Annotated in this window: 10 protein-coding genes; 5 read left to right on the forward strand and 5 right to left on the reverse strand. The window is 37.5% G+C overall.

Annotated elements, in window-relative coordinates; translation table 11 throughout:
* Window positions 1–11: 11 nt before the first annotated feature.
* Together ACY2RS_RS01475 and ACY2RS_RS01480 are read left to right on the forward strand one after the other, a co-directional pair.
* The gene (locus ACY2RS_RS01475) at window positions 12–1,154 is read left to right on the forward strand and encodes an acyl-CoA dehydrogenase (RefSeq protein ID WP_490096819.1); all 1,143 of its coding nucleotides are present in this window, start codon (window positions 12–14) and stop codon (window positions 1,152–1,154) included.
* Window positions 1,155–1,520: 366 nt separating this feature from the next.
* Window positions 1,521–1,883, forward strand: coding sequence for a DUF1304 domain-containing protein (locus ACY2RS_RS01480; protein ID WP_490096820.1), 363 nt, complete (start codon window positions 1,521–1,523; stop codon window positions 1,881–1,883).
* A 461-nt stretch (window positions 1,884–2,344) separates the two neighbouring features.
* On the opposite strand, the gene ACY2RS_RS01485 is transcribed toward ACY2RS_RS01480, so the two are convergent.
* The 5 genes from ACY2RS_RS01485 to ACY2RS_RS01505 form a co-directional block, all read right to left on the reverse strand.
* On the reverse strand, window positions 2,345–5,119 hold the full coding sequence (locus tag ACY2RS_RS01485) for an outer membrane beta-barrel protein (RefSeq protein ID WP_490096821.1): 2,775 nt from the start codon (window positions 5,117–5,119) through the stop codon (window positions 2,345–2,347).
* Between the two features lie 314 nt (window positions 5,120–5,433).
* On the reverse strand, window positions 5,434–6,735 hold the full coding sequence (der, locus tag ACY2RS_RS01490) for a ribosome biogenesis GTPase Der (RefSeq protein WP_490096822.1): 1,302 nt from the start codon (window positions 6,733–6,735) through the stop codon (window positions 5,434–5,436).
* A gap of 274 nt (window positions 6,736–7,009) precedes the next feature.
* A complete protein-coding gene (era, locus tag ACY2RS_RS01495; RefSeq protein ID WP_490096823.1) occupies window positions 7,010–7,906 on the reverse strand; it encodes a GTPase Era in 897 nt (298 codons plus the stop codon).
* A gap of 174 nt (window positions 7,907–8,080) precedes the next feature.
* A complete protein-coding gene (galE, locus tag ACY2RS_RS01500; protein ID WP_490096824.1) occupies window positions 8,081–9,094 on the reverse strand; it encodes a UDP-glucose 4-epimerase GalE in 1,014 nt (337 codons plus the stop codon).
* A gap of 70 nt (window positions 9,095–9,164) precedes the next feature.
* The gene (locus ACY2RS_RS01505) at window positions 9,165–10,241 is read right to left on the reverse strand and encodes an aminotransferase class V-fold PLP-dependent enzyme (protein WP_490096825.1); all 1,077 of its coding nucleotides are present in this window, start codon (window positions 10,239–10,241) and stop codon (window positions 9,165–9,167) included.
* Window positions 10,242–10,322: 81 nt separating this feature from the next.
* Between ACY2RS_RS01505 and ACY2RS_RS01510 the strand changes: the two genes are divergently transcribed.
* From ACY2RS_RS01510 to fabD, 3 genes are all read left to right on the forward strand, one after another.
* Window positions 10,323–10,781, forward strand: coding sequence for a 2TM domain-containing protein (locus ACY2RS_RS01510; protein WP_490096826.1), 459 nt, complete (start codon window positions 10,323–10,325; stop codon window positions 10,779–10,781).
* Window positions 10,778–11,281 (forward strand): dihydrofolate reductase, encoded by a 504-nt coding sequence (locus ACY2RS_RS01515; protein ID WP_490096827.1) that lies wholly within the window; start codon window positions 10,778–10,780, stop codon window positions 11,279–11,281. Before ACY2RS_RS01510 ends, ACY2RS_RS01515 begins: the two co-directional genes overlap by 4 nt.
* A 62-nt stretch (window positions 11,282–11,343) precedes the next feature.
* A complete protein-coding gene (gene fabD / locus ACY2RS_RS01520) occupies window positions 11,344–12,225 on the forward strand; it encodes an ACP S-malonyltransferase (RefSeq protein ID WP_490096828.1) in 882 nt (293 codons plus the stop codon).
* The last annotated feature ends 16 nt before the right edge of the window (window positions 12,226–12,241 follow it).

Raw genomic sequence — 12,241 nt, forward strand, 5'->3', positions numbered from 1 at the left:
ACCCTACAAACATGGATTTTAATCTTTCAGAAGAACACTTAATGATCCGCGAGGCAGCTCGTGATTTTGCAAAACAAGAATTACTACCTGGTGTTATTGAACGTGACAACAAGCAAGAATTTCCAACAGAGCAAGTAAAGAAAATGGCAGAGCTTGGTTTCTTAGGAATGATGGTAGATCCAAAATACGGCGGTGGCGGTATGGATACGCTTAGTTATGCGATTGTTGTAGAAGAATTAAGTAAAGTAGATGCTTCTTGTTCTGTAATTGTTTCTGTAAACAACTCATTGGTTTGTTACGGTATCGAACAATACGGAACCGAAGAACAAAAACAAAAATACCTTACCAAATTGGCTACAGGTGAGTCTATTGGTGCTTTTTGTTTGAGTGAGCCAGAAGCTGGAAGTGATGCAACTTCGCAAAAAACAACAGCTATAGATAAAGGGGACCATTACATTTTAAATGGAACTAAAAACTGGATTACCAATGGTGGTAGTGCAGATTTTTACTTGGTTATAGCACAAACAGATAGAGAAAAAGGACACAGAGGAATTAACGCTTTCATCGTTGAAAAAGGATGGGAAGGTTTTGAAGTAGGTCCTAAGGAAGATAAATTAGGAATTAGAGGAAGTGATACACACACCTTAAACTTTAATGATGTAAAAGTTCCTAAAGAAAATAGAATAGGTGAAGACGGATTTGGTTTCAAGTTCGCCATGAAGACCCTTTCTGGAGGACGTATTGGTATTGCTGCACAAGCATTAGGAATTGCAGGAGGAGCTTACGAAATGGCACGTGATTACTCAAAAATAAGAAAAGCATTTGGTACAGAAATTTGCAACCACCAAGCCATTGCATTTAAATTGGCTGATATGCACTTAGAAATTGAAGCCGCACGTTACTTGGTATACAAATCTGCTTGGGACAAAGACAATGGAAATAACTACGACATGTCTAGTGCCATGGCAAAATTAAAAGCAAGTAAAGTGGCTATGGATGTTACTGTAGAAGCTGTTCAAGTACACGGTGGAAACGGTTTTGTAAAAGAATACCATGTAGAACGTATGATGCGTGACGCAAAAATCACTCAGATCTACGAAGGAACAAGTGAGATTCAAAAAATTGTAATCTCTAGAGGTTTATTGAAAGACTAAGTTTTTTTACTTCGGAAATATTAAACAACAGAACCCCTTCCTTTTTGGTCGGGGTTTTTTGATACCCTATCTCCTTAGAACTTATCATACATTGGACTTGTCACCCTGAGTCTGTCGAAGGGTTTTATTTGTTTTAACGACCACTACAATAGTGACACTATCCTTCAACAAGCTTAGGATAATCTTTAAAACAAATTAAAGACACTAACTCTTTTCAAGCCTTTGCATTGACACCCCTCTAACTCCCCTCAAGGGGAGAATTATTTTATCCAACTTTGAATATTTACATTCTAAAACCACTCACTGTTGACTAATCACTAATCATCACTCACCATTTTTCCCTATCTTTAAATCAAAACCAAGCACATGGAATTACTTATAAAAATCCTTATAGGGCTCATTGCCTTTATTCACCTCTATATTTTATGGTTTGAAATGTTTGCTTGGGAATCGCGCGGACCTAAAGTATTTAGAAACTTCCCAAGAGACTTATTTACGCCTACCAAAGCCATGGCTGCCAATCAAGGATTGTACAATGGTTTTTTAGCCGCAGGATTGATTTGGACCTTCTTTATTAAAACCCCAGAATGGTATACCAACGTTGCTCTTTTCTTTTTAGGTTGTGTTGCTGTTGCTGGAATCTATGGTACGTTTACCGCCGATAAGAAAATTTTGTTTGTACAAACTGTGCCAGCTCTAATAACCATTGCGTGTATTCTTTTGAGTTAAGGTTGCTGTTTGATGATGGGTGACGGGTGACGGGTGACGGGTGAAAATAAATAAGTATACATTGTTCAGTAGCAGTTGGCAGCGTTGCAAATTTGAAGATTTAAAAATTAGTTGATTTGAAAATGTTTTTCTAAGCCAAAAGCTTGGCTTAAACACCCCTCAAACTCCCCTCAAGGGGAGAATTCTCAGTTAGTGGCAATAATCTTAGCAAAAACTAATCTCCTCCCGAAGTTTTGGGACTAAAGAGTGGCTTTTTCTTAATTCAGTGAATTTTCTCACTCTTTGCGCCTCCGCTAAAGCTCCTGCGACACGCGGAAGGGCGGGGAAAATGAAAATTCACGACGATAAATTTGTTATTGCCACATTATAGTAAATCAACGCTCAAGGGGGGAATTGTTTTAAATAACTTTAAATTTTTACTTCTTTACAACCAATCACTAATCACAATTCACCAACTAGAATCAATTAAACCAAAAATTATCATCGCCTGTTTCTCCTTTTTTACCTAGGGTGTTAAATTTATAGCTAAAACTCAACATAAAATATTGTTGCAAGACAGTACTCTGTAAATCTTGTATGTAATCTGCCGTTGCTGTTCTTCGAGCATTGGTATTTTGATCTAAGATATCATAGGCCTTTAAGGTAATCAAGCCCTTGTCTTTAAGTACTGCATACGAAACCGTACTGTTCCAAAAAACGGAACTCTTCTGAAACCCTTCTGCCACATCAGGATTATAATTGTAGCGCACATCATTATCCCATGTAAGTCCTTTAAACAAGGTTAAACTCGTTCGTAAACGCGCATTGTGCTGCAAGAATTCTCGATCTTCAAACAAGGCAATATCAAAACTGTTTTTCGTGTAATTAAGATTGTACGAAGGACTAATTTCTAAGATATCTTCCCAAATAAAATCTAATCCTATATCCGGCCCATACGTAGTGGTATTACTTGCATACTGGATGTCATTATTAAAGTTTACACTTCTGTTGGTATTTAAACTTATCCCAACATTATACCCCACTGTTTTTATAGAGTCTAATTTAATTTTTTTCTCATATCCAAAGTTTCCACCAATATTGTAGACACCATCTACGTTGGTATAGGTCGTTGTTCTTACAAAATTTTCGTCCACTGTAGTTTTTGCAACTACAGCATCGTTTGTAACATCAAAATTTCCATAGGAGTAAAAACCAGACCGGGCTTGGTAGTCATAATTATTAGCACCAAAGTACATTCTATGTGTGTTGCTAGGCTTTAAATCTGGATTACCCTGACGTATATTTAAAGGGTTAGAAACGTTTATAAATGGTGACAACTGACCTACACTTGGTGCGTTGTTACTCAAACGATAACTACTATAAACACTAAATTTCTGACTAAACCTGTAACTCAATCGAGCATTCATTTCAAGGGCGTTAAAATCATTATCAAAACGAATATCTCTTAAGGCATCATTACTTTTTAAGGTTCTAAACACATAACCAGCGCGGAAACTAGCTCTTAACTTTTTATCTCTATAGGTAACTCCAAGCTCTGGCTTTGAGCTTTCATCTGTATTCTCAAAAGCGGTACTTTGTTCTTCATTAAAGAGCGAAAAATCTTGCGAGACATCATCAAAATCAAATACACTTTGTACGTCTTCTCTATCATTGTTTTCATATTCATATCGTAGATCTACAAACAGTTTCTTTGCCAAAATAGGATATCTAAAACGTGTGCTAATGGTATACTGGTCTCTCTTTTGCTCTCCTTGAGTTCGCTGGTTTCTCACTATGGTTTCTGGATTTTGACCAAAAATCTCTGCCGTACTTCGCACACGATCTTGGGTATCATCTCTACTATTTACATTCTCTATTTCGAGTTTTACAAATCCGCCTTTGCTTCCGTAGCGCTTTGTTAATGAGAGTTCGTTTTCAAAGTTTTTACGGGTATTTTCTGAAATTTGATTACTCGAAGATTGGTTTGTTAACTCACCATCGAGACGTCTCGAAACCTCATCGTCTGTGTTTCTAGAAGTAGCTTCGGTATACCCAAATCTTGGCCTCAAATTAATTTGAAAAGTAGAATCTATTTCTGTTTTAAAATTGAGATTCACATTATGTGCATCAGACTCACTTGTGCTGCTTGAAGTAGCATCAGAGAAGAAACGATCGTCTGGTAATATGTTTTCTCTATTTCGAGTTTCGTCATTAAACGAGTTGGAAGCCGAATAAAAATAATCTGCAGAGAGTTCTGTCTCTTTTCCGTAGTTATCGGCAAAATTGGCTCCACCTACTCTTGAATTGGTGATCCCTTGTCCGCCCCCAAAATTTCTACCTCCAAAATTAATAGCACCACCTTCACTTACAGAAACATAGCGCGCACCACCAAACATTTTATTGAGTTCTCCAAAACTAAAACCTGGCGAATTGGTATTATTCCCTCCCCCGAGTACACTTACTCTTAAATCATTATCAAAATAATTTACAAGCCCAGCAAATTCGAATCGCTCATCGGTTCCACCGCCAGCTGCCACACGACCAAACACACCTTTGTTTTTCTCTTCATCTATGGTAATGTTAATGGTTTTATTTTGATCATCACCAGCTTCTCCGGTAAAGGCTTCACTATCTGTTTTGGTATCTGTTACTTGAATTTTCTCTACAATTTCTTTGGTTAAGTTTCTAGTTGCAATGGTGGGATCATCTCCAAAAAAGGGTTTTCCGTTGACAAGAACTTTATTTACAGGCTTTCCATTTACGGTAATATTTCCTTCGGCATCTACGGCAACGCCTGGCAGCTTTTTTAATAAGTCTTCTACATTGGCATCTTTCTTTGTCTTAAAAGAAGCCACATTAAATTCTAAAGTATCTTGTTTAATAGTAACAGGAGCACGAACCCCCTTAATAGTAATACCATCCAAGCGCTCGGTAGCTTGCGCTAATGCAATCGTATCTAAGCTAATATTTCGGCTGGAAGCCAAAGAAACAGACTTTCTAAAAGGTTTATAACCAATATAACTAATGGTAAGATCTACCTCTGGAACTCCTGTTTCTCCTAGTAGTTCGAATTTCCCTTTTCTATCTGTGATAGTGTAAGTAACTAGTGTAGAATCTTTAGGCTTTTCTACATAAACCGTTGCCGATTCTAGCGGTGTACCGTCAACAGCATCTGTAAGGGTTCCTGTAATTTTAAATTCTTGTGTAAATGCTGTAGCTGCAAAGAAAAAAGCCACACAAAAAAGCAAGTGTTTCATAAATGAGATTGATTGTTCGTTAGTTGATTGAATGATGCTATAAAGCTGAGGAAACACTTCGAAAGGCAAACGAAGTTTAACACAACTTTAGTATGTACTTAGATTTTGATTATTCGTAGTCTTCCAAAAAGATAGCCCCATCACAAATGACGGGGCTTTTAAACAATCTTATAATTCTGTATAATACTTTACAAATTTTTAAATGAAACTCACAATGGAATTGAAAAGTTTACCCCCAGCCCTAGAGGGAGGCTTTTCCTAATTAAAGCCACTTATAAGTTCTAGGCACCCTTTAGGGCGGGGTTTCTCCAAACTTATTTTTTACGAATAAAAACCGTCACAGGCACTCCGTGAAAATCGAATTCTTTGCGCAATTGATTTTCTAAAAAGCGTTTGTATGGTTCTTTTACATACTGTGGCAAGTTGGCAAAAAAGGCAAAACTTGGCCATGGTGTTGGTAGTTGCGTAACGTACTTAATCTTGATGTATTTTCCTTTGTATTGCGGCGGAGATGTGTGCTGAATAATAGGCAACATCGTGTCATTTAAGGTACTTGTTTTAATTTTCTTGCTACGGTTTTTATAGACTTCAACCGCGGTTTCTATAGCCTTGTAAATACGTTGTTTGTTGAGCACAGACATAAATACAATTGGCACGTCTGTATAAGGCTCGCACTGTTTCTTGATATAAGTTTCAAACTCTTTGGCACTCTGAGTGTCCTTCTCTATTAAATCCCATTTATTGGCTAAGATGACCACACCTTTGTTGTTTCTGTGCGCCAACCAAAAGATATTTTGTACTTGGCCGTCAAATCCTCTGGAAGCATCAAAGACAAGGATAATTACATCACAATGTTCAATCGCTCTTACGCTTCGCATTACTGAGTAAAATTCTAAATCTTCTTTAACCTTACTCTTTTTACGAATTCCAGCAGTATCTACCAAGTTAAACTCGAAACCAAAACGATTGTAGCGCGTATCGATACTATCTCTTGTTGTTCCTGCAATATCGGTAACAATGTATCTTTCTTCACCAATCAAGGCATTGATAAACGAAGATTTTCCTGCATTAGGGCGTCCTACTACAGCAAATCTAGGCAAGGCTTCTTCGTCGTCTTCAGCAGCTTCTGGCAATATTTTTACTAGATCGTCTAGTAAGTCTCCCGTTCCACCTCCATTAATACTTGAAATGGTGTAAAAGCGTTCAAACCCTAAAGAATAAAACTCTACAGCATCTTGGGCTCTTTTAGAATTATCTACTTTATTAATAGCTAGAAAAACTGGCTTTTTACTTTTTCGAAGCAGCTGTGCTACTTCTTCATCCATGCCCGTGACACCGCTTTCAACTTCTACCATAAAAATGATGGCATCTGCCTCATCTATAGCGAGTTCTACTTGTTTATCGATTTCAGACTCAAAGATATCGTCACTCCCAACCACGTATCCACCCGTGTCTATAAGCGAGAATTCTTTACCGTTCCAGTCACTTTTCCCGTAATGGCGATCTCTGGTCACACCACTTACGGCATCTACAATTGCCTCACGACGTTGTATCAATCTATTAAAAAATGTAGATTTCCCTACATTAGGGCGTCCTACAATAGCAACAATACTCATAGTTTCTGAAATTTTCTAGACTGCAAAAATAGTCTTTTAGATTTGATATTGGGTAGGGAAGTTAAAGAGTTTACTTTGTTTATAACCGTCTTCGGTTTTCTAAGACCGCCTTCGGCTGATAGAGGTTAGACCACTCATCTTGTTCGCTGTTAGAAGATAGACTTAATCTCAACTTTTAGATTTTAAATTTTGAGTGTAAGCTTTTACCTTTTTAACACCAACACAAAACTCCCATCTTCAAATCTTCAAATCAACCCATCTTCAAATTACACCCCTAAGACTTGTTATGATACCCAAACCTGCGTAACTGTCGTTCGTTATTACGCCAATTTTTATTTACTTTCACATAGGTTTCTAGGTGTATTTGTTTTCCGAAGAACAATTCTAGATCTTTTCTAGCTTCCATTCCTACGCGCTTTATTGCTTCGCCTTTATGACCTATGATGATTCCTTTTTGAGAATCACGTTCTACCATAATCACGGCACGAATACGAATAATGTCTTCGTCTTCAAAAAACTCTTCGGTTTCTATTTCTACACTATAAGGAATTTCTTTTTTATAATGCATTAAGATTTTCTCTCGAATGGTTTCGTTTACAAAAAAGCGTTCGGGTTTATCGGTTAATTGATCTTTTGGATAAAAAGCGGGTGATGCGGGAAGTAATTCTATAATACGTTTAAACACCTCGGCAACTCCAAAATTTTGTAAGGCAGAGATCGCAAAAATTTCTGCGTTGGGCACTTTTTCTTGCCAGAGTGTCAAAGCATCTTTTAGCAATTCTTCATTTCCAACGTCGATTTTATTGATGAGCAATAATACTGGTATTTTACTATTGGTGATTTTGTTAAAAAACGCTTCGTCTTTTAATTCTTTCTCCCCTAGTTCTACTATATATAGTAACACATCGGCGTCTTCGAAAGCCGATTTCACAAAGTCCATCATACTCTCCTGTAACTGATAAGCTGGTTTTATAATCCCAGGAGTATCACTTAGCATGACTTGAAAATCGTCTCCATTAACAATCCCCAAAATACGGTGACGTGTAGTCTGCGCTTTTGAAGTAATTATAGACAAGCGCTCCCCAACAAAGGCATTCATGAGTGTACTCTTTCCAACGTTAGGGTTTCCTATGATGTTTACAAAGCCCGCTTTGTGTGCTGTTTCTTCCATGCTGCAAAGATAGCTTGAAAACTTAACAAAAGGGGAAGTTTCTTATATTTCGGCTATGCCAATACAAAGAATTTCTTGTACTAGTGAATCGTGAATGGCTTGAGATTTGAGATTTATACTATTAAACTAAATAGTATCTTTTACTCAACTTCTTACTGCCACTGCTACTGAATACTAAGCACCACGTTGTTCCCATTTCCAGGCCGAGGCGAGTGCATCTTCCAGAGAATATTGAGATTTCCAACCCAATACCTTATTAGCTTTTGTAGTATCTGCATAGGCTTGTATAACATCGCCTTCTCTCCTACTCACTATTTTATAATTTAATTTCTCTCCAGATACTTTTTCAAAAGCTTTTATTACCTCTAATACAGACGACCCTGTACCTGTGCCTACATTATAGAAATCAAAATTGCTATTCTGTTGTTTGGCTATGAGTTTTTGCAATGCAACAACGTGCGCATCTGCAAGATCTACCACATGAATATAATCTCTTATAGCGGTGCCATCTGGCGTTGGGTAGTCGTCACCAAACACCGAGAGTTGTGCTCGTTTTCCTGTAGCTGTTTGTGTAATAAAAGGCACTAAGTTTTGAGGTACTCCAATTGGAAGTTCGCCAATAAAGGCAGATTCATGCGCCCCAACAGGATTAAAATAACGCAATGCAGTAGCTTGAATATTTGGATTTACCTTGCAAACATCTTGAATAATTTCTTCTCCAATTTGCTTTGTATTTCCGTAGGGAGACTCCGCTTTTTTCACGGGAGCATCTTCTGTAATAGGCATGACATCTGCCTGTCCATAAACAGTACAAGAAGAACTAAAAATGAAATAGGCATTTTCTTTTTGTTGAAGTTCTTGAAGCAGGTAAACCAAGGTTCCGATATTGTTTTCATAATACAACAATGGATTTTCAACACTTTCACCAACTGCTTTTGAAGCTGCAAAATGAATCACTCCAGCAACATCCTGATGCTTTCTAAAAAATCCTGAAACAGCAGCTTTTTCTCGTAAATCTAATTGTTCAAAATCTGGCTTCTTACCTGTTATTTTAACAATACCGTCTAAAACCCTAAGGTCCGAATTTGATAAATCATCTATAATCACCACATCAAAACCTTCTTCTTGTAGTTTTACAACCACATGTGAACCAATAAAACCTAAACCACCTGTAACAAGTATTTTCATGTATTAATTTCTGAAATATTATATTTCTAAAAAGGTAAAAGTATCGATTATTTTAGGAGAAAAAACAAAATCATGATTTTATTGCCCTCATCAACCTATCAATATCTTCAATCGTATTGTAGTAATGAAAACTTACCCGAATTCCGCCACCTCTTGGAGAACACACAATCTGTTGCGCTGCTAATTTTTTAAACAATTCCATATCGCCTTTCAAATTAAAAATAGAAGCGTGCATCGTTCTGTTTTTGGTAGCATCATCAAGTAATCCGAAGGCTACAAATTGCTCTTTGGCGTATGTAGATAAGGTTTTTATTTTTTCTGAAATTTTTGTAATCCCATAGCGTTCTGCTTGTAAAATAGCTTGTCCTAAAGTTCCATAATTGAAGGTGTCTTGGTGTCCTGGCTCGAAATGTTTTACAAAAGCAGTATCTGTTGCTTTGCTATCGAAAGTAGCAGCAGAATTAAACCCAATAGTAGCTGGAAATATGCGAGCCTGCGCGTCTTTTTTTACCATCATGATACCATTTCCAAATCCAGCCAAAAGCCATTTATAACAACTTGCTCCTAGCACATCTATTACATTGTCTTTAAAGCTGAAATGTTCTGTACCCAAATACTGTGTTCCATCTGCCATGAATAGCACTTGGGGGTATTTTTCCTTTAATTCTTTTAAAAAGGAAAGATCCATTTTAATTCCTGAAAGCCATTGCACCATACTAAACACAAAAATAGCTGGACGGTGTTTTTCGAAAGCAGCAAGAATGGTGTCTTCTAACATTTCAGAAATAGGAGCATAACACACATTAAAATCGCGAGTTTCTATAGGCCATAATAAAGATGGATAATCATTTTCTAAGAGTAGGATCTTTTGTCCTTTAGGAAGCCCTTCCAAAATGGTATTAAACCCAAAAGAGAAGTTTGGCACCAATGCTACTTCTTCTAGGTCTGCTTCAAAAAAACGAGCGACATTAGCCCGAGTATCTTCAGGGATTTGTTTACGGATCGAAAAATCTGCGCCATTGTTTATCAAATCTATTTCGTGTTGCTTTCGCCAGTAAAAAAGTGTTTTGGATAACAAGCCAGAACTTGCCGTATTTAAATACGTTTGTTCTTGAAGTACAGGAAATTCTTGTTTTAAATCTTGCATAAAGAGTATAGGTTAGGTATTCAAATTTAGGTATTTTTACGATATTCAATAGTACTTATTGACGCTTAAAACCAATGCATCATGTTTTCAAAAAATAAAAACAAACCCACAATAGATAGCGAAACAAGAGAACAATACGAATACGCAAGAAAAAGAATCAAACAAAAAAAGGGCTTGATGCGCCATTTTGTAATTTTCTTAGCGGGAAGCGTGCTCTTTATCATTTTGGATGCAGTTTTAAAAATGGGACACCAAGTACTTCTTAAAAACTGGTATGTTTGGGCCATTCTTATTTGGGCGTTTATTTTATTAATTCATGTGTTCAATGTCTTTATCATGAATACCTTTATGGGCAAAGAATGGGAAGACAAACAACTCACCAAGCTAAAAGCATTGCAAGAAACACGCATTGCCGAACTTAAAAAACAAGCGATACAAGAAGTCACGATGGCTGCTGTAAAGGAAGCAAAAGAAACCGCAACTCCCGAAGTAAAAAAAAACGACTCCAATCCCAACCTATTACCTCCAGAAAACCTATGATTACAATGATAGCTGCCGCTGGGCAGAACAACGAACTTGGCAAAGACAACGATTTAATTTGGCATTTACCTATCGATTTTAAACGCTTTAAGGCATTAACAACCGGGCACTATATTATCATGGGCCGTAAGACCTATGAGTCCTTCCCAAAACCGTTACCTAATAGAATTCATTTAGTGATTACGAGAGATAAAAACTATGTTGCAAAAACCCCAGAAGGAAGAGGAGGAGATGTTATCGTAGTACATTCTTTAGATGAAGCATTATTGAAATCGTCCTCAGATGAAACACCTTATATTATAGGTGGTGGAGAGATTTACACCCTCGGTTTAGAGGTCGCAGATCGTATCGAGCTTACCAGAGTACATGGCACTTTTGATGCCGACACCTATTTTCCAAAAATAGACACCACTCGATGGGAGAAAATTTCAGAAACACATCACGAAAAAGATGAGAAACACAACTATGCCTTCACTTTTGAAACATGGGATCGTGTATAATCTCCACTTCGGAAATATTAAATATTAACCTTACTTTTGCAGCAACCAACACGTAACAAAAAATGAAAGCATATATATTTCCAGGTCAAGGCGCTCAATTTACAGGAATGGGTCTTGACTTATACGAAAACTCTACACGTGCCAAAGAACTATTTGATCAAGCCAATGAAACGCTGGGATTTGACATTACAAAAATCATGTTTGAAGGAAGCGCAGACGAGTTAAAACAAACCAAAGTAACACAGCCAGCTATCTTCTTACATTCTGCCATTACAGCAGAAGTGATGGGCGCTAATTTTACACCCGATATGGTGGCAGGACATTCTCTTGGAGAAATTTCTGCTTTGGTTGCCAATAGAACCTTAGCTTTTACAGACGGTTTACAATTAGTGTACAAAAGAGCCTTAGCCATGCAAAAGGCATGTGAAGCTGCTCCTTCTACGATGGCTGCAGTATTAGGCCTAGAAGACAAGGTAGTTGAAGATATTTGTACCAATCAGTCTGGAATTGTTGTGGCTGCAAATTATAACTGTCCAGGACAATTGGTGATTAGTGGAGAAATAGAAGCCGTAAACCAAGCCTGTGAAGCAATGAAAGAAGCTGGCGCAAGACGTGCCTTATTATTACCTGTAGGTGGTGCTTTTCATAGTCCGCTTATGGAACCCGCTAGAGAAGAATTGGCGGCGGCGATAGAGGCAACAACCTTTACAGCCCCTGCTTGTCCAATTTACCAGAACGTAAGTACAACAGCGGTGACGGATGCTAAAGAAATTCAGAAAAATTTAATCGCGCAACTTACAGCTCCAGTAAAATGGACACAAAGCATTCAAAATATGATTGCCGATGGAGCCACTCAATTTATTGAAGTAGGTCCTGGAAATGTACTGCAAGGATTGATGCGAAAAATTGATCGCAGTGTGGAAGCTTCAAAAGGAGCATTATAAAACTTTATTTATAGCA

This window comes from Patiriisocius sp. 208BN25-11 (genome assembly GCF_058147145.1).